At 60.6% G+C, this 18,761-nt stretch carries 15 protein-coding genes; 3 read left to right on the top strand and 12 right to left on the bottom strand.

Annotated elements, in window-relative coordinates:
• Complete coding sequence (locus MOQ67_RS16925; protein ID WP_169883531.1) at positions 1-1,410, bottom strand: circularly permuted type 2 ATP-grasp protein; 1,410 nt, start codon at positions 1,408-1,410, stop codon at positions 1-3.
• Between the two features lie 423 nt (positions 1,411-1,833).
• Here MOQ67_RS16925 and MOQ67_RS16920 point away from each other — a divergent pair, with 423 nt between their 5' ends.
• Entirely contained in the window at positions 1,834-1,968 is a 135-nt protein-coding gene (locus MOQ67_RS16920) for a hypothetical protein (protein WP_256350977.1), read from the top strand.
• A gap of 51 nt (positions 1,969-2,019) precedes the next feature.
• Here the strand turns inward: MOQ67_RS16920 and MOQ67_RS16915 are convergent, their stop codons facing one another.
• The 4 genes from MOQ67_RS16915 to MOQ67_RS16900 all read right to left on the bottom strand — a co-directional run bounded on the left by MOQ67_RS16915 (position 2,020) and on the right by MOQ67_RS16900 (position 9,813).
• A complete protein-coding gene (locus MOQ67_RS16915; protein WP_198717905.1) occupies positions 2,020-7,011 on the bottom strand; it encodes a glycosyltransferase family 32 protein in 4,992 nt (1,663 codons plus the stop codon).
• A gap of 261 nt (positions 7,012-7,272) precedes the next feature.
• On the bottom strand, positions 7,273-7,836 hold the full coding sequence (locus MOQ67_RS16910; protein WP_046383356.1) for a GNAT family N-acetyltransferase: 564 nt from the start codon (positions 7,834-7,836) through the stop codon (positions 7,273-7,275).
• Positions 7,837-7,939: 103 nt separating this feature from the next.
• Positions 7,940-8,689 (bottom strand): helix-turn-helix domain-containing protein, encoded by a 750-nt coding sequence (locus MOQ67_RS16905; RefSeq protein WP_046484252.1) that lies wholly within the window; start codon positions 8,687-8,689, stop codon positions 7,940-7,942.
• A gap of 200 nt (positions 8,690-8,889) precedes the next feature.
• Entirely contained in the window at positions 8,890-9,813 is a 924-nt protein-coding gene (locus MOQ67_RS16900; protein ID WP_046484182.1) for a universal stress protein, read from the bottom strand.
• Between the two features lie 243 nt (positions 9,814-10,056).
• Between MOQ67_RS16900 and MOQ67_RS16895 the strand changes: the two genes are divergently transcribed.
• Positions 10,057-11,130: an NAD(P)-dependent alcohol dehydrogenase gene (locus tag MOQ67_RS16895; RefSeq protein WP_156176538.1), complete on the top strand. Its 1,074-nt coding sequence runs from the start codon at positions 10,057-10,059 to the stop codon at positions 11,128-11,130.
• A 12-nt stretch (positions 11,131-11,142) separates the two neighbouring features.
• Positions 11,143-12,381, top strand: coding sequence for an MgtC/SapB family protein (locus tag MOQ67_RS16890; protein ID WP_198717904.1), 1,239 nt, complete (start codon positions 11,143-11,145; stop codon positions 12,379-12,381).
• Between the two features lie 7 nt (positions 12,382-12,388).
• On the opposite strand, the gene MOQ67_RS16885 is transcribed toward MOQ67_RS16890, so the two are convergent.
• The 7 genes from MOQ67_RS16885 to MOQ67_RS16855 are packed head-to-tail and all read right to left on the bottom strand — an operon-like array spanning position 12,389 to position 18,677.
• Complete coding sequence (locus MOQ67_RS16885) at positions 12,389-13,753, bottom strand: sensor histidine kinase (RefSeq protein ID WP_017845732.1); 1,365 nt, start codon at positions 13,751-13,753, stop codon at positions 12,389-12,391.
• Positions 13,750-14,412 (bottom strand): response regulator, encoded by a 663-nt coding sequence (locus MOQ67_RS16880; RefSeq protein ID WP_017845733.1) that lies wholly within the window; start codon positions 14,410-14,412, stop codon positions 13,750-13,752. Before MOQ67_RS16880 ends, MOQ67_RS16885 begins: the two co-directional genes overlap by 4 nt.
• An 11-nt stretch (positions 14,413-14,423) precedes the next feature.
• Positions 14,424-15,068, bottom strand: a complete 645-nt coding sequence (locus MOQ67_RS16875) for a tetratricopeptide repeat protein (protein WP_017845734.1) — start codon at positions 15,066-15,068, stop codon at positions 14,424-14,426.
• On the bottom strand, positions 15,065-15,874 hold the full coding sequence (locus MOQ67_RS16870; protein ID WP_046383363.1) for an SDR family oxidoreductase: 810 nt from the start codon (positions 15,872-15,874) through the stop codon (positions 15,065-15,067). Before MOQ67_RS16870 ends, MOQ67_RS16875 begins: the two co-directional genes overlap by 4 nt.
• Positions 15,861-16,535 (bottom strand): TenA family transcriptional regulator, encoded by a 675-nt coding sequence (locus MOQ67_RS16865; protein WP_198717903.1) that lies wholly within the window; start codon positions 16,533-16,535, stop codon positions 15,861-15,863. Before MOQ67_RS16865 ends, MOQ67_RS16870 begins: the two co-directional genes overlap by 14 nt.
• Positions 16,532-18,010 (bottom strand): AMP-binding protein, encoded by a 1,479-nt coding sequence (locus MOQ67_RS16860; RefSeq protein ID WP_198717902.1) that lies wholly within the window; start codon positions 18,008-18,010, stop codon positions 16,532-16,534. The genes MOQ67_RS16865 and MOQ67_RS16860 overlap by 4 nt, the downstream gene beginning before the upstream one ends.
• Positions 18,000-18,677 (bottom strand): thermostable hemolysin, encoded by a 678-nt coding sequence (locus MOQ67_RS16855; RefSeq protein ID WP_017845738.1) that lies wholly within the window; start codon positions 18,675-18,677, stop codon positions 18,000-18,002. Before MOQ67_RS16855 ends, MOQ67_RS16860 begins: the two co-directional genes overlap by 11 nt.
• Positions 18,678-18,761 lie beyond the last annotated feature (84 nt).

The raw sequence follows: 18,761 nt of genomic DNA, 5'->3' as shown, positions 1-18,761 counted from the left end.
TCAGCCCTCCACCACCCAGGTGTCCTTGGTTCCGCCGCCTTGCGACGAGTTGACGATCAACGACCCTTCGCGCAACGCCACGCGCGTGAGGCCACCGGGTACCAGGCGGGTCTCCTTGCCCGACAGCACGAACGGGCGCAGGTCGATATGCCGGGGGGCGATGCCGTTTTCGACAAATGTCGGGCAGGTGGACAGGCTCAGGGTCGGTTGGGCGATATAGGCGTGGGGACGCGCCTTGATGCGTTGGCGGAAGTCCTCTATCTCCGCCGCCGAGGACGCGGGGCCGACCAACATGCCATAGCCGCCGGAGCCCTGGGTTTCCTTGACCACCAGTTCCGGCAGGTGGGCCAGCACATGGGACAGCTCATCCGGCTTGCGGCACTGAAACGTCGGCACGTTTTGCAGGACCGGTTCTTCGTCCAGGTAGAAACGGATCATTTCCGGCACGTAGGGGTAGATCGACTTGTCGTCCGCGACGCCGGTGCCGATGGCGTTGGCCAGCACCACGTTGCCGGCGCAGTAGGCCGCGACCAGGCCGGGCACGCCGAGCATCGATTCCGGGTTGAACGCCAGCGGGTCGAGGAACGCGTCGTCGATACGGCGGTAGATCACGTCCACGGCCTTGGGGCCGTCGGTGGTACGCATGAACACCTTGAGATCCTGCACGAACAGGTCGGCGCCTTCCACCAACTCCACGCCCATTTCCCGGGCCAGGAACGCATGCTCGAAAAATGCGCTGTTAAAGCGCCCCGGCGTCAGCACCACCACATTGGGGTTGTCCAGGCGGCTGGCGCTTTTCAGGGTTTTGAGCAGCAGGTTGGGGTAGTGGTCCACTGGCGCGATGCGCTGTTTGGCGAACACTTCGGGGAACAGGCGCATCATCATCTTGCGGTCTTCGAGCATATAGCTCACACCGCTGGGCGTGCGCAGGTTGTCTTCGAGCACGTAGTAGGTGCCGTCGCCATCGCGCACCAGGTCCACCCCGGAAATATGCGAGTAGATGTCGCGGTGCAGATCGAGGCCGACCATCGCCTTCTGGTAACCCTCGTTGCCCAGCACCTGGTCCGCCGGAACGATCCCGGCCTTGATGATGCGCTGGTCGTGGTAGATATCGGCAAGGAACATGTTCAGCGCAGTGACGCGCTGGATACAGCCACGCTCGATGATGCTCCATTCACTGGCAGGGATGCTGCGCGGGATGATGTCGAAGGGGATCAGGCGCTCGGTGTCCTGCTCGTCGCCATACAAGGTGAAGGTGATCCCGGCGCGGTGGAACAACAGGTCGGCTTCGCGGCGACGCTGGTCCAGCAGTTCTGGCGGTGTATTGGCCAGCCAGCGGGAGAATTCCTGATAGTGCGCGCGGCATACACCGTGTGCGTCATTCATTTCATCAAAGAAAGATCGAGCCATTCCAGTACCTTGTCAGTGCCGAGGGAAGCGCGGGGGGGCACTGCCGCTTTGAAAAACGCATTTTTTATGAGCCCGTGGCGCAGGGTGCCATCGGGCCAGGTCCTTACTTTCTTATGGGGTCGGCTCTGGGTCGGGGGGTAACGAATGCTCCTGTATCCGGGCATGGCGGGTGAACGATGAATGGATTAAGCAATGCCTGTGCCGAAACCGGCAAAGCGTCTCTATTCCCTGGTGGCGAGCGCGTTTGCTCGCCACCAGGGAACGGCGCGCGCACTACAACGGTGCATACGCGAACTTGAACGTCTCTGAATGCCCGGCCAGGGATTCACCGGAACTTTAACGACCCGCGCAGGGCCTCATCTTGACGCAGGCCGCGTTCTTCAAAAGAGCTACGCTATGTCAAGGCGATCAGAGGAGACGGTCATGTCAAAAGATTCGGAAGAAGACCTCAACGACCCCGGCAACGAAGACCCGGGGTCGCTGATGGATGATGCAGAAGTGCCGCTCAAGGAACCGGATGACGCCGCGGACCCTGGCAGCGGTGAACATCAAGACTGATTGTTCATACCTTGCCAGCGTTGGCCGGCTGCCGGTATGAGCATTAGTTGATCATGTTCCTATCCAGGAGTGTTCGGCGCCAATCTTTATCTGGAGTTGGTGAAGAAGTGATAGGTAGTGCTCCTTCATCTTTTTTATCTGATTACCCAGCAGGTCCGGCGGAGTAATACCCTTGCTCGCATAATATTGGCGCGCTTCACGTTCAATATCGACTATCGGTCCGGATGAGACCAGCTTACCGTCGACAATCTTCGATTCTTTAGCCAACCCATCGAGGCCCAGATGGTACATGTCAGGTCTTTTTGACTGGAGCACGTCATCAAACATTGTTGGGCCTACCGTCTCGAAAATCTTACTTTCGTAGGTGCGAAATTCAGAGGTGTATTGGATTTCCCCTCCGGGGCCTCTGGTGACGGTGGGGCGGTTGCTTTCAAAGTAAGCTTTGTTAGCGGAAAATCGCTTGTTCATCTCCGCGATCATATCGTTAATAACCGGATTGCCAGGCTGCGTCGCAAAGTTACTGGTGTTGTAGAAGGGTTTGTAGTCCGTAATAGTATGGGCGACGGGTCTGTTAAGCAGAATGTCGCTGGAGCCCGCCTTCAATGCGGTAGCGCCAATATTGACTGGAATCGCATCATCGGTGTCGAGGTAAATGCCTCCGTATTTATTCATCAGTGGGTAACGGGCGACATCCGAAGTGGCGGCGAGATTTTTACCTTGCCCCTGTCGAAAATAGTTGTACATTTCAGTGTCTTTCAATTGTTTGAAAAAATCGTCCTCGTGCAGATTCATGACGCTTAGGCCAGGCGCTTGAGTGTGCAATTTGCTTTTGATTTTTTCAAACATCGCCGGGCTGTCCGCATCTACATGGATAATGGATTTATACCCAGGTGCATTGGCGGAGTTGTTGGCGATGTTTTCTATCAGGTTCGGCGGAATGTCACTGCCGGCCCAAAAATAGTGAATCTGTTTGGGGATAGGGTGAGCATCTTTTGGAACCCGTAAAATTGTCGGAGGGGAAACATCAACATATTTAAACGCGCGGGCATCGACTTTTTTTGCGTGTTTAAACTCACTAAACGTTCCCCGTTGCCATTTTCCTTTGCCACTCCTCCAGAAGTAATCCTGATCTTGGGCACCGCTTGCTGGTTTGAGGTTGCTGGATTTCCACGTACCGGCATAGATGTTGAAGGTGACATCATGTTCTACGCCCTTGTGGTTCAGCGAATAGGGGTGTGTCGGGTTTCCCGTCAGGTGGATATCGTCCAGCGGGATTAAGTAGGTATTTTCTCCGGGGTTCCAGGGGTTGCCGCCCGCGCCCCCCAGGAGGCGGTCGGTTCTGGAGAGCGGTTCCCATCCGGAAAGCCCCAGATCCCTGACCGGTAGGTCAGGCCCCGTGCGCGCCGGATGCCGGATAACTCGCTGGCCATCCTTGAGGTGTGACTCATAAAACTTACCATCGATTTTTACATATTCTTTTTTACTGCGACCCACGTACACATTGGACTGTAAGCCTTTTGTCGATAACTCTTGGGGCGCAATGTACTTGACCTCATAGCCCAACAAATCGGCGTCCATCGACCTCACATCGCCATTGGCCGCGACCCGGCTCGGTTTGAAATCCGTCAGCGGCGGGCCGAAGGCACGTTTATTGATCGCGTCGTAGCGATGCCAATTACCTTGAAACAAAACCACGTTACCTTCGACCGTCTCTTGCCCCACGGTGAATCTGCCGGTTGCTGCCACGCCGTGCTGCTGACTGGCGGTCTTCACCACATCATTACTGCCGATCGAGTGCAGGCTATTGGGGTCATTCAACCTCGGCGTGTCAACGCTGAAATTGTCCAACGGCCTGCCGTATGCCTGCTTCGTGAGCGGATCGTAGGCGTACCACTTATTGGTCGCCTCATCGAATTTGCCCAGCGCTTTGCTTTCGCGTGTGCCATTAGCTGTTTTGAGTGTGCCTTCGGCGACATCGGTTTTTTTCGCCAATTCAAGTAGATCGACACCTCGGTAAGAGCCGCGCAGATGTTTGACCCCCTTGATCGCTGTGCTGACGCCTTGATGCAGGCCGTTCGCCACGCCGCGAACCAGGTCGGCAACCCCGTCCAATGGATTGAGTGCGCCCACGGTCGCGCGCCCTATAATCTTGGCGACCTGACCAACCTTGGCAACTGTCGATGCGCCGGCCGCCGCGACTTTCGCGCCTTTTGCCGCGGCTCCCAAGCCGACGGCGAAACCAAAGATATCGAAGGCAAGATCGACAACGCCCCCACCAACATTGCCGTTGGTAAAATTAACAATGGCTGACCGTAACGGGATCAGGTTGAGCGCGATCTCCTCAACGGTCTCATGCAGCGGTACTTCAGAGTCAAAGGTGGTTCTGCCCTTGGCGTACTTCTCCACCGCAGGCAAGTTGATATCCTCTACCAATGCATCAACGATGTATTGGGTTCTAGCGCTACTGAAACTATTGGGTGCGCCTTGTGCATCTTTGTTTTCATGGGTTATCCCCGCTGCATAGTGACCTGCGGGTTTTACCTCATCAAAACGTTTGCCTGCTTTTATAGAATGAACCGTCGGCTCATAGTCCCGATAAGTCTTGTCCGGCAGCTTGGTTACCGTCCCTTTTAGTCGGTCGATTTCATAGCTCATGCGCTGGCCATTGCGCTCGGTCTCGACCAGCAGAACACCGTCTGAAACACGCCTGGGCTGATCGGCGCGGTGGAACGACATTTCTTTGCGGATTGTTATTTTGCCAAACTCCAGATTCTGCCGATCCTCCAGCGGCTGTTTCGAAATAAGGTGCTTGAGCTGCGCGGCGGTCGTTTTTTTGACGGCACTGGAGTAATCCGAGAACGTCTCGTTGAATATCTCCGTCGGGCGCGGTAGTTCGTTAAGCCGTTCCAGCACATCGCTAATGCTGAACCCGTCCGAGGAGGACACCCATGCGCTGGGACGACCGTCCGGCCGCAGAGTGACGCCGCCAAATGTCAGTAGGTTCACGAAACCACGGCCCGCTTCCCCCCAATTATCCGCTGAGTCCGGTGCGCCTTTGAGTCCTCGACCATCGATATACATGTCCAGTATCGAGTAAGGCCCGGGGAAGTGCCGGTTGGAAGGCTGCAGGGTGATAGTTTTTTCTTCGAACAGTTCCGGGTCGACGTGAGGCAGCGCTACTTTTAACTGTTCCAGTGCAATGCCCCTCGTCGTCGGCATTTGCCCGATGTGCGTTTGCGCAGCCTCTCTCAACTCTCGAATCTGCGCGCTGTAGGCCTCGCGGGCAGTCGTCATTGAGGCATCCGTCGACGGGTAATCCATACCGTTGGCAACGCTCCAGTGTTTGATTGCGTCGGTCTGGGCGACATATTCGACAGTGCGTTCGTCGTCAGAGATCGGCGCAACGCTGGCTTCGAGCATAGCGTCGGCGTAGCTCATCGACGCCGTGTTTCCTGGCGCTTTCGCTTCGATTCGGGCAACCGCCGTGGCAAGACTGACCCAGCTGTGGGTGCCCACGACGACGCCTTCCGGGATGTCCTTGATCAGGAATTCCGGTGCCCGGCTGGCCAGTAACAGGTGAGCCTGAATCGTGGCTTTTTCCGGGGATGAGGCTTTACCTTTGGCGACCAGGTGATCCTCCAGCTCCTTGACAACCGTCGACGGTGATTTGCCCGAGTTCTCCGCCGAGACCAGCTGATAGCCTTCAATTTGACCAGGGGCTTGGTGATCGACGTCGTCGCCAGAGACGCTGGCGCTTTCGCTGTTCAGGGCCGTGAGCAGCCAGTCAGAAGCACTGCCTTTGACACCCCGCGTCTCGAACGCAGTTTGAATGGCCTCACCCAGCGCCTTGCCTCTGGGCGATGTGATCCAGGTATCGATCAGCCGTCGCGGGTTACTCTGTTCCGCCGCGGAAATTGTCCTGCCGCTCAGCAGGTAGTCCAAGACATTTTTTGACGGTCCTAAGTCAATATCGCCAATTTTGCCCGTACCAATATCTGCCTTCAGCTGTTGCAGGTCTCCCTGATCCAGCGGCACAGGCCAAGCCAGCGCTCCGCCGAGGTTACCGTGCGCTGGCATCTTGGGCGCCGGGGTTGAGAGGGCGGTTGCGAGGTTCTCCAGCTGTTCGTGATGGGTGGGAATATGCCAGCCATGATCTTCCAGGAATTGCACGAGGCTGACCCTGTTCGATTGGCTAGCACTGATGGGTTGGTAGGTACTCGGGGAAGACAGAGAGAGCGTCCGCCTCTTCAATTCGCCCGGGATTTGCTCGGGATTGCGGATGTCCACGGACTTTGCCAGGTGCCGCAGCTCGTTGATGGCCTCATACCGATTCAGCACATCGCCCACCGTGGCTTCCTGTTTTTGGAGCGCGTCCGCGCTACGCGATTCAATCAAGCCTGCCGCGCTGCTCGGGTCGAGAGGTGAAAAACCTTGGTCCCGGTCGAGCTCTTCAGCGCGCCTGCGCATCGCCGGCCCTGTAAGGTCTTGCCGCTCTTGATAAAACCGCCCCACCATAAACCAAGGTGCGGATTCACTGAGATCACTTGCCGGCGGCGTGAAGGCCGTATCCTCGTGCCCCGCGTTGATCACACGTGCGGCCTGGAGGATGGGGCCGCTGATCGCGCCCCAGCGCCTGTCGTCTTGCCCGACGGTATGCAGTTTCTGCTCGGGATCAACCGAAGGCTTGAGCTTGAAGGTGATCGTTCCCGATTCCGGCTTGAGTGTTATCGACTCAGCATTAATACCTTTGTCACGCATCCACTGAACGACGTCGGGTGATCGAAAGGCGGTACGCAACTGCCCCCACCACCGACCGAATGAGGAATCGGCAGGTATCGGGCGGATGTTGATATTGCTCGCGCGATTGGCCGCCAGCAGCAACGCAGTACTGTATTCGGCCGCCAATGCGCGATCGCCTTCGGTACGAGCGTCGCCTGCCGACTCGGTGGGGGCAGGGGCTTCGCGTTTGTGTCTGGCGAGTGGCAGGTGGGATAGGGCGAATGGCTGGGGTTGTGCGGTGATGTGCGTGGAAACACTGGTCATGAGGTCTGTCGCCTGAGGTTACGAGATGACGCCAGGGGGGCAGTGCCCGTGGCATTAACCTTGTGTAGCGACAGAAGCGGTCTTGATTCCTTCGTTCAGCCAAAACACCGTTACCCGGTATTGCGCAGTACCAGGCGCAGGTGCGGTTCACCCTGCTTACAGGCGTTCGCGCAACAGACGTTTTCGGTTCGGTATGAATACACTCAAACGAGTGTATGGAAGGCAAGGGCGGCGCGCCGCCCTTTTACCGTGCAGTGCTACTCAGAGCTTCACGCTGCTGATCACTTGGGTAGCGTCATCCGGATTGGTGACGGTGTGGAAGCCCAACGCGTTGGTCAACTCACGCAACGGGGTGTTGCTCGCTTCATCCACGGTGTACATCGACGTGAAGTTATTTGCTTTCGCCGCGGTCATCAGGTGTTGCATCAAAATGTGCCCAAGTCCCAGGTGCTGCCAAGGGTCCGCCACGGTGACCGCGCATTCGCATTCGTGCTCTTTGGCCGCGGCATAGCGCGCAACGCCGATTTCGATCAGTTTGCCGTTGTCATGCACCAGGGCAATAAACGCCACGCGTTGCTGATTGTCGACATCCATCAATTGATCGAGCAGGGTCTTGCCGGGCTCGTTGATTTCGCCGAGGAAGCGCGCGTGCCGGGACTCGCGAGACAAGCTCTTGATGAAGTTATATTCGCGATCCCGGTCTTCGATTCTCAGCGGGCGCACCAGCACATGGCGGCCGTCATTGAGCTTATCGATCCAGTGCGGTTCCGGGCTTGTTTTATAGGCGATGGCGGCTTGTCTGTTGTGCTCTTCGACGGTAAGCATGGTGTGAGCTCCGAGGTTTGGGGGCGACAGGAGCGGCCCCCTGTTGCTTCGGTTCTACGCCTTTGCCGACAGATAAAGCTGATTTGGATCAGATGAGGCCCTGTTACTCGGGACCATGCCGATGACAGCCGGATATGAACGTCTTGAGTTTCGCCAGGTCGAGAATCTCGACATTGCGTGCGCTGATATGCACCAGGCCCAGTTTGCGTAACTGCGCAATGCTGCGGCACACCGTCTCCAGGCGCAGGCCCAGATAAGAGCCGATCTCTTCTCGTCTCATGCGTAATATAAAAGATCGCGATGAATAACCACGCGTACTCATACGCATTGATATATTCAATACAAATGCACAAAGCCGCTCATCGGCGTTCATATTACCCATCTGCAATAACATGCCGTGATCACGCACAATTTCGCGGCTCATGATTTTGTTCAAGTTATGTTGCAACGACGGTATTTGACCGGCCAGTCGCTCCAGTTGGTTGAAGTGCAGAGGGCACACTTCGCTGTCTTCCAGCGCAATCGCGTTGCAGGCATGGGTGTCGGCACTGATGGCGTCGAGGCCGAGCATTTCCCCGGCCATCTGGAACCCGGTGACTTGCTCGCGACCATCCATGGACAGTATGCAGGTCTTGAAGAATCCGGTACGCACGGCGTAAAGCGAGCGTAACGGATCAGCGGTGCGATACAGCGAAGCACCTTTTTTGACTTTGACGCGTTGTGGAATCAATGTGTCCAGGCGACCCACTTCGATCTCGGTCAAACCCAGGGGTAAACACAACTCTAAAACGCTGCAGCTCGCGCAGGTTGTTTTTAAATGTTGGACTTGTACAAGAATTGGAGTTGACTTCATCACAAAAGCCTCTTGCACATACACATATACATTCCTCTCACTTAACATCCAAACATTGGAGAAAGATAGGTGCAAGGTTTATATATTTGAACCGCTGATCGCTTTTGAGTGCAATAAGCCTCGCTATGCCACCCTAATGAATGCCTTTGACATGCCCCTCGCTGCGAGTGTGCAGCGAGGGTGTGCATACGTTGCCGCGCTCAGTCGAGCACTTCCGGTTTAACCATCCACACGCTGCAAGGCATTTTGTACAGCAGCATTTCGGCGGTACTGCCGAGCAGGCGCGATAGGCCGCGATGACCGACCCGGCCCATGACGATCACATCGACGTTGTAGGCATCGGCATAGCTGGACAGCACTTTCGCCGGGTTACCCAAAATCATATGGCGCTGCGCCGGCGGAATACCGTTGCGCGCGGCCAAGTCATTGAAGGCCTGCCCCTGTTCGTCGAACAGCCGTTTGGCGGCCACCGAAGAGAAGAACCCGGCACCGCTGCCGAATCCATACTCCTGAGCGCCGAGATCGGACAGGTCATGGGCATAAATCACCTCGACCTCGGCATCACAGGCTGTCGCCAGTTTGACGGCTTCATGCAGGATGCGGTCGTTAAGGCTGTCGTAGTGCTCGTCGTGATGGAACGGGTCGACGGCCGCGACGATCTTGCGCGGTAACGCATGGGGCGCACCGCTGACAAAATGCAGTGGCACCGGGCATTCGCGAATCAGGTGGACGTCCAGCGGCGTAAACAACAAGCGCGACAACAGGGACTCATGCTCCAGCGCCTTGATCACCACGGCCATGGGCTCTTCCTTAAGACGAATCAGAATTTCCTGCAGCGGGCGCTCCACCCACGCCACTTCGGTGGTGACGGTCAGGCCGAGGTTGCGCAAAGGCCTGGCCTGATCCTCCAGCCACTGGTGATGGCGCTCTACATAGCCAATTCGCATCTGTTCCAGCGCCTGCTCGTTGACCAGGCCGGCGGTAGCCAGGCCTTCCAGGTAATCGAAGGCGAGGATGTGCAGCGCGGCGCCTTCAGCCTTGGCCAGGGCGGCGGCCCGGTCGAAGGCGGGGCTGTGTTCCATCAGTGGCGAAACCAGCAGTAAGAAACGTGCTTGAGCAGACATGGGCAATCTCCCTTGGGTAACCAGCAGATAGCATCGGGCAATGATACTTACTCTAGATCATGGCGCCGGGCGCCGGCGCCGGTTTGACTTGCATCAAGTCGCCTTGAGCCAGCGCACGCTCAGCGACATCCGGCCGGGTGTCTCGATCAATCAGAGGATTGTTGATAATGATCAACCCCCGTGTTGTCATCGCGGTGCAGTCTGGATGTCATTCAGGCTTTTCCAGACGCAGGAGATCACGCCGTGGCAACCATGAGAGCAGCTGTCTTCGTTGAAAAAAACCGCATCGTCCTCGACGACAAACCCATCCCCGAAGTCGGCCCGCTGGACGCGTTGGTGCGTATCACCACCACGACCATCTGCGGCACCGACGTGCATATCCTGCGCGGTGAGTACCCGGTGGCCAAAGGGCTGACCGTGGGCCATGAACCGGTGGGCGTGATCGAGCGGCTGGGCTCCCAGGTGCGCGGTTTCGTTGAGGGGCAGCGGGTGATCGCCGGCGCCATCACGCCCAGCGGGCAGAGTTATGCCTGCCTGTGCGGCTGCGGCTCCCAGGACGGCCCCGACACCCGGCATGGCTTTCGCGCGGCCGGCGGCTGGAAGTTCGGCAATACCATCGACGGCTGCCAGGCCGAATACGTACTGGTCCCCGATGCGCTGGCCAACCTGTGCCCGATCCCCGATGGGCTGAGCGACGAACAAGTGCTCATGTGCCCGGACATCATGTCCACCGGCTTTTCCGGCGCCGAGCGCGGTGAGGTGACCATCGGCGACACCGTCGCGGTCTTCGCCCTCGGGCCGATCGGCCTGTGCGCGGTGGCGGGCGCCCGGCTCAAAGGCGCGTCGATGATTATCGGTGTCGATGGCGTCAGCGAGCGCATGAACGTCGGCCGCAGCCTGGGCGCCACCCATATCGTCGACTTCAAGAAAGGCAATGTGGTCGAGCAGATCATGACCATCACCGACGGCCGTGGGGTTGATGTGGCGATCGAGGCCCTGGGCACCCAGGGTACGTTCGAGTCGGCATTGCGCGTGCTGCGTCCGGGAGGGCGGGTCTCCAGCCTGGGGGTCTATTCCAGCGACCTGCACATTCCCTACGACGCGTTCAGCGCGGGCTTGGGGGATTACAGCATCGTGTCGACCCTGTGCCCTGGCGGCAAGGAACGCATGCGCCGTTTGCTGGCCGTGGTGGCCAGCGGCGGGGTGGATCTGTCGCCCCTGGTGACGCACCGTTTCAAGCTCGACGATATCGAGGCTGCCTATGAGCTGTTTGCCCATCAGCGCGACGGTGTCATGAAGGTCGCGATCACGCCCTGAAGGCGCCTGTAAATGACGCAAACCCTCGGGCTGGCCGGTGCCGCCGCGGCGCTGGGCATCGGCATGCTGATCGGCCTTGAGCGCGAACGCCACAAGGGCCAGGGTGAGTTGCGCGCGTTTGCCGGTTTGCGCACCTATTCGATTACCGCGTTATTGGGCTACGTCTCGCAGCAAGTCGGCGGTGGCCTGTTGCTGGGCCTGATCGCGGGGTGCCTGGCCGTGATCGTCAGTACCGCTTACTGGAAGAGCCGGGACAACGACCCGGGGATCACCAGTGAAGTGGCGTTGCTCACGGTGCTGCTATTGGGCGCCTGGTGTGGGGTCGCTCCCGAACAGGCCACGGCCGTCGGCGTGGTGGTGGCCGGCCTGCTGGCCTATCGCGACAAGTTGCACAACTTTGCCCGCAGTCAATTGACCGATGTGGAAATGCGCGACGGCCTGTTGCTGTTGGTCGTTGCGCTGGTGGTCCTGCCGTTGGCGCCGGATCGCTATATCGGCCCCTACGGCGCGCTGAACCCGCGCACCATCTGCACGTTGACGGTGTTGCTGATGGCGGTCGGCGCGGTGGGGCACGTGGCGGTGCGCGCGCTGGGGCCACGTTATGGCTACGTCGTGAGCGCCATTGCTTCGGGGTTCGCCTCCAGTACCGTGACCGTTGCCGCCATGGGCCAGATGGTCGCCAAAGAGCCGGAGCACCTGCGCATCCTCGCGGCGGCGGCCATTTTCTCGAATATTGCGACGGTGGCCCAGGTGGCGCTGATCCTCGGCACCGTGGAACCGGCACTGCTGTCGCAGATGGCCTGGCCGCTGCTCGCCGGGTTTGCCACCACCGCGTTGTATGGTGCGTGCCTGATGTGGCACGCGCCGACGGCGGCGGCCAGCCAAACCATCAAGGTGGGCGGCGCATTCGACCTCAAGCTGGCGCTGATCATGGTCGTGACCCTGACCGGCATTACCTTCTTGTCGTCGCTGATGCTCCATCACTTCGGCCAGGTCGGCGTGATATTGACTGCCACCCTGAGTGGCTTTGCCGATGCCCACGCGTCCATCGCCTCGATCGCGGCCCTGGCCACCAGCGGCCAGCTGTCCCTGGAGGCCGCATCGATCCCGGTGTTGCTCGCGGTCAGTTGCAACGCGCTGAGCAAGTGCGTGGTGGCCGGGGTCAGCGGCGGTCGTCACTTCGCGGTGTATGTGATCGTCGGCCAGGTCTTGCTGGTCGGCGCGATGTGGCTGGTCACATGGGCCGGCTGATGCTCCGTCAGGCAGGGATTTCCAGGGTCGCCCGCAGGCCGCCGGCCGCCAGGTTTTCCAGGCTGACCTGGCCGCCGAGGCGTTGGGCAATGGTTTGTACGATGGTCAGGCCCAGACCTGCGCCTTGGGCATTGCCACGGCTGTAGAAGCGTTCGAACAGGCGCTCGCGCTGGTTTTCGTCGATGCCAGGGCCCTGATCGTCGACGGTAAGGGCAAAACGCATGGCGTTCTTGCGCAAGCCCACGGTGATCACCCCGTGTTCCGGGGAGAAATTCGCGGCGTTGGTCACCAGGTTGGTCAGGGCGATATTGATCGCGGCGGCGTCGGTATTCACCGGGCACGGGCCATCCTCGACGTCGAATACCAGCTCAAGGCCTTTGCTCAACAGCCATGGGGTCAACTGAATCAGGGTTTCGCGCACTGTTGTCGCCAGGTCGATGGCCTGTACCGGCGGTTGCCCGGCGCTGGGCTCCAAGCGCGCCATGGTCAGCAATTGGTTGACCAGTCGGCTGGTGCGGTCGACGCCGGCGATCAGAAAGGCCAGGGACTCGCGCCGTTCGGTTTCCGTGCCGGCTTCCAGCAGGTTCTGGGCATGTACGCGCAATACCGCCAATGGTGTACGCATTTCATGGGCCGCATCGGCAATGAAGCGCCGTTCGCGGCCGAGCATTTCCTGGATCTGCGCGAGCATGCGGTTGAGCGCCGCCTGCATCGGCTCAAGCTCCGTGGGCAGCGGCGTCAGTTGCATCGGTTCGAGCGAGCCCGAATGCCGCGCGCGCAGGGTGGCGGCCATATCGGCCAGGGGCTTGAGGCCCCAGCCGATCGCCAGCCAGACCATCGCCGCGAGAATCAGGCTACCCAGCACGTTGGGCCACAAGGTATGCCGCACGATGCGTTGCACCAGGTCGTCGCGCACGTCGTCGCGCTCGCCCACCCAGATCCGCAGGCCGTTGTCCTTGTCCTTGAGCACGAAGCCGCGCCATTGACGGCCGTTCAGGTCTTCGACGTTGCTGAAGCCCGGCTGGGTGGGCGCGGGGACAAATGATGGGGCGCTGGCGGTGAACACCAGCAGTTCGCCCTTGGGGTTCCACACCTGGAAGGCGACTTTGCTTTCGTAGGGGTGCCCATCCACCTTGGGCATCGCTTCGCCCAAGGCTTTGTTGAACGCGCGGTACAGGTCTTCCTGGTCCTGGCTGGCCAGCGGCATGCTCATCACGCCCTGGAGCAGGCGGGCGTTCTGCGCCAGTTGCGCGTCATAGACTTCGGCGATTTCATGGTTGCTGTCATGCAGGTTGAGCGCGCTGATCAGCAGCAGACCGGCGAGCAGCAGGCCGATGATCAGGGTCAGGGTTCGCCGTCGTATAGAAGTCATCCGCGCTCCTCAACCAGATAGCCGACGCCGCGAACGGTGCGGATCAGCTCGCTGGAGAACTTCTTGCGCAGGTGATGGATATGCACTTCCAGGGTGTTGCTTTCAGCTTCTTCGTTCCAGCCGTAGAGCAACTGCATCAACTGGTCGCGGGTCATGACGCGGCCCGGTGGCGACAGCAGTTCGTGCAGCAGTTGATACTCCTTGGGGGTGAGCAGCACCGGTTCGCCGTGGTAGCTGACCTGTTGCGTGCTCGGGTCCAGGCAGATGCCCGCGTGCTCGATCATCACCCGTGCGCGCCCGGCGCTGCGGCGCAGCAACGCGCGCAGGCGCGCCTTGAGCTCGGCCAGGTCGAAGGGCTTGATCAGATAATCGTCGGCGCCGGCGTCCAGCCCGGCGATCCGGTCTTCGGTGGCATCCCGTGCCGTGAGGATCAGCACCGGCAGGTTCGAGCCGCTGTCGCGCAAGCGGCGCAGCACCTCCAGCCCATCCATGCGCGGCAGCCCGAGATCGAGCACCGCCACGTCAAAGGTTTCGCTGAGCAGTGCATGTAATGCACTGCTGCCATCTTTGAGCCAATCAACGGTGTAGCCTTCCCGCACCAGCGCCTGGTGAATACCTTCACCCAATGCTTCGTCATCCTCGATCAGTAATAGGCGCACGCGGACTCCCGTCAGTTGAGTTTTTTGTTGATGTCGGCCAGCACGCTTTCGATCTCTTTGCGCCGCCCGGCATCGGCGGTTTCCCGGCCCGGCCGTGGAGCGGCGAGCAAGGCTTTTTGCAGGGCCTCGCGGGCTTCGCTGTAGCGTTTTTGCCGGTACAGGTGATCCCCCCAGAAATACAGACTATCTATGCCCGTCGGGTTCAGTTGCAAGGCCTGTTTGAGTAACTGGTCAGCCTTGTCGGCATCGCCAAAGCCGATCGGCCAGCCGGGAACCCGATCATACAATGCGGCGAGGCTGGTGTAGGCCGAGCCTTGCAGGGCCTTGGGGTCGAGGGCGAGGGCTTTTTCCAGGTCGACCTTGGCCGCCTTGACCTTGCTCAACGCGCCAAGCCCGCCCTGGGCACCGGCCCAACTGCTGCTGACGATGCCGGACCAGATCCAGGCCTCGGCCGCTTGAGGGCGCGCCTGGGTGAAGGCTGTCGCCTGGGCGGCAAGTTGCTCAAAGGCCTTGGTGCGCTGTTCCTCGGGCAAGTTGTATTGAATATGGGCCCAGCGTGTCTGGATCTCGGTCAGGCGTTGCTGGTCGGCGCTGTCCAGCGCCCAGGTGAGTGGGCTCAGGGCGGTGAGCAGCAGCGCGGCGAAGAGGCGTTTCATGGGTTCAGATCCTTTTTCACGGGTTTATCGCTGAGGCGGCGGACCAGCGGCAGTTGTTTGCGCAAGCCTCGGTCGACCAGGTTCGGCAGCAGGCTGTTGAGGCGCACAAAAAAGCGCTCCGGCCAGCCCAGGTAAAGGTCGCGGCGGTCGTTGGCAATCGCTTTGATCACGGCGGCGGCCACGCTGTGCGGGTCGTCGACATTGGATTTGAGCGCATCGTTCAAGGCCTGCGCCGCAGGGCTGTTCATCCGCGTGTGGGTGGCACGCGGCGCGACGTACAACACGCCGACCCGCGTATCGGCCAGTTCCCGGCGCAGGGCTTCGGAAAACCCGCGCAAGGCGAACTTGGTCGCGCAGTAGGTGGCATAGCCGGGGTAACCGATGGAGCCGTAAGTGGAGCCGACGTTCACCACCATCGCGCTCGCGGCTTGCTTGAGCATGGGCAGCAGCAGCTTGGTCAGGCAGATCGGCGCGGTGATGTTCAACGCGAGCATGCCGTTGATCTCATTTTCGTCGAGCTGTTCCAGCATGGCGAAGTGGTTGATCCCGGCTGCGTTGATCAGCAGGTTGACGCCGCCGATGGCTTGCGCGGCGGCCAGCACCTTGCGCCGGTCGTTGAGGAAGGTCAGGTCGGCGCCGACCCAGCACAGTTGTTCCGGGTATTGCGCCAACAAGGCTTCCAGCGGTTCGCGATGACGCGCCACGGCCAGCACATGCGCGCCACTGGCGCACAGTGCGGTGGCAATCGCCAGGCCAATGCCACCGCTGGCGCCGGTCAGCACCACACGGGCTTCAGACAGGCGCATGGGGAGCCTCCCCGCTACGCGGCAGGTTGCGGAACATGTCGGTGTACAGCGCGTACACGACTTTGGAGGCGCGGATCACGGCGGCCTGGTCTTCGGGGTCGTCCAGGCTGTTCATCAAGCGGCGGTACGTTTCCATGTGCCCGATGTCCAGGGCACCGTGGGAGCTCAGGTAGCTGAACGCCGTCTCCGGCAGTTGCAGGTGATCGCGGATGCTGCCGGCGGCGTGGGTGGCCAGGGCGATGCTGGTGCCTTCCAGCACATTGACCATGCCGAACAGGCCGACCGGATTGTCACGGGCGATCAGGTCGTAGAGGTAGCTGACCATCAACTCGATGGGCAAGCCCGGGCGTCCGTCACGTACCGCGTCGCGGTCGCCGCCACAGGCCTCGATGTCATCGAGCACCCATTGCTCATGGCCATATTCATCCTCGATGTACTCGCAGACTGCCTTGCGCAGCCACTCCAGGCGCGAGGGCAGGCGCGCACCGCAGGCCATCATCAACGGCACGGTGTGGCGCACGTGGTAGTAGGCCTGGGCGAGGAATTCACGGTAGCTCTCCAGGCTGACCTTGCCTTCCAGTGCATCACGGATGATCGGCAGGCTGAACAGGGTCTGGCGTTCTTGTTGGGTAGCGTCTTGCAGGGTGTCGAAAAAGTTCACGATGAAGTTTCCTCGTTGAGTGCAGGGGCAAGTTGGGATTGATAGCGCGCGACGATGGCGTCACGCCGTGGCCGGCCATTGGCGGTGAGCAAGCCGTTGGCGGCGGTGAACGGTTCTTCCAGGCGCGTCCAGCAATGCACCTGTGCGTAGTCGGGCAGGCCGCTGTTGGCCAGGGCCACGGCGGCGGCCAGTTGGGCGTCGGTGCAGTCGGCGCGATGAGGCCACAGCAGCGCGTGGTTCTGCGGCAGGGCTTCGCCGTAGACGAAGGCCTGGGCGATGGCGCCGCCCTGGGTCAGTTCGGCCTCGACCCAGTCCGGGTTGACGTTGCGCCCGTAACTGGTGACGAATTGATGCTTCTTGCGGCCTTTGAGGTAGAGAAAACCGTCGTCGTCGAACGCGCCCAGGTCACCGCTGGGCCACCATTGTTCGGGCTGTTCGGTCTGGCCCAGATAGCCGAGCAAGGTCGAGCCCTTGATCAGCACCTCGTTGTCTTCGGCGAGGCGGATCTCCACATGGGGCAGCGGCTGGCCAACACTGCCGGCGCGCTGGGCACCGGGCCGGTTGAGGCACACCACCGAGGCGCATTCCGACAGGCCGTAGCCTTCGAACACCGGCACGCCCAAGTGCTGCGCGCGCAACAGCAAGGCCTCGGAGACCCGCGCACCGCCCACCGCGGCAAAGCGCAGGCCTTGCGGGTTGAAGGCTTTCTGCTCGGCGGCGATGACCAGCATCAGTAGCAACTGCGGAACCAGGATCAGACTGTGGGGTTGGCGCACCGCCAGGCAACCGAGCAATTGCGCGGCATCCACCGCGCTGGCGCCCTGGATGCCCAGGCTCTTCTGGCTGGGCAGGCTCAAGGTGGCGCCGGCATACAGCGCGGCGTAGCACCCCAGGTTCTCGAGCAGGATGGCAAGCGGCAATAATGACAGGTGATGGCGCGGGTCGCTGGCATGGCTGGCCTGGAACAACTCGCGGGCCACCCGCAGTACGCTGTCGGCACTCAGGCACACGCCTTTGGGCGTGCCGGTGGTGCCGGAGGTAAAGGTCACTTTGGCCGTGCCCAAGGGCATTGAAGGGCGGCCGTCGAACGCGCGGCACCAGAAGTCACCGGTTTTGCGGTAACCGCCAGCGTGCAATTCGGCGTCCAGGTAGGGCTCGGCGATGACGCGCTCGGCGTGGCTCTGTTCCAGGCAGTGGGCGCGCTGGGTCGGGCTGAAGAACGGCGGCAGGGTCAGGCAGGTCAAGCCTTCGAACAGGATCGCCAGGTCCCACAGCATGGCCTCGATGCCATTGTCCAGGGCCAGCGCCACCACCTTCACGCCTTCATCGCGCAGGCGTTCCTGTCGAGCGGTCACCTCGGCGAACAGCGCGGTGTAATCCATCTTCAAGGTGTCGCCCCACAGGGCGACGGCGCCGTCATTGCGTTCGGCATAGCCGCGAAGAACAGCGTGGAAACGGCGGGTTTCAGGCGACATGGCTGGCATCCTCAATCGTGGTCGGCAACCCCAGGCGCGAGAACAGGCCCATGTTGCGCAGATGGATGAAGCCGGCGCGGATATTGCCGACATGCACCCAGGGTTGGCTTTCGTAATAACTGCCCCAGTGATGGCGCTCATCGCCCAGGCGCTGCGGGTCGGCGGCGCACAGGGTGACGGGCTTCAGGCCGAGGCGATGGAAACTGTTGACCAGGCCGATATTGCCGGTGAATGCCACCCACTCCAGGCCGGCCATGGCCAGCAACCAGGTGATGGCGATGATGCTCAGGCGCGCACTGCCGGTGTCGCTGGCGGCCAGGTTGCCGACTTCGGCGATGGCCCGGCGGTCTACCGGTTGCGCGGCGGCGGCGCTGATCAGCGGCTCGATCGGATGGTCGAGGTAGCGCTCCAGGAACAACGACTCGTCGCTCGCCAGGCGCACCCCGGCGACGGCGCAGAGTTCACCGTTGGCCTGGCTGACGCCAAACAGCTGCGGCATGAAATGACGGATATCGGCACCGTGGGCAATCCGAAAGCGCTGCTGGATGAAGGCTTCGAAGGCCGGGCGTTGGGGGTCTTGAGGCAGTGCTCGGGAAAGGCACAGCGATGCGCTGTCGGCTTGGCCGAACAGCAGGGGCAGGGGAATCTTCCAATCGATACCGGGCATTGGCGTTATGCCTCCCAAGTGAAGTTGGGAGAAGTATCAAAGGCATTTCTTAACGAAGTCTGAAGGTGGCGAAAATGATCGTTT

It is taken from the genome of Pseudomonas sp. LY-1 (genome assembly GCF_053502595.1).
The sequence above is the reverse complement of the archived record's forward strand: the minus strand, read 5'-3'. Positions and strand labels throughout refer to the sequence as shown.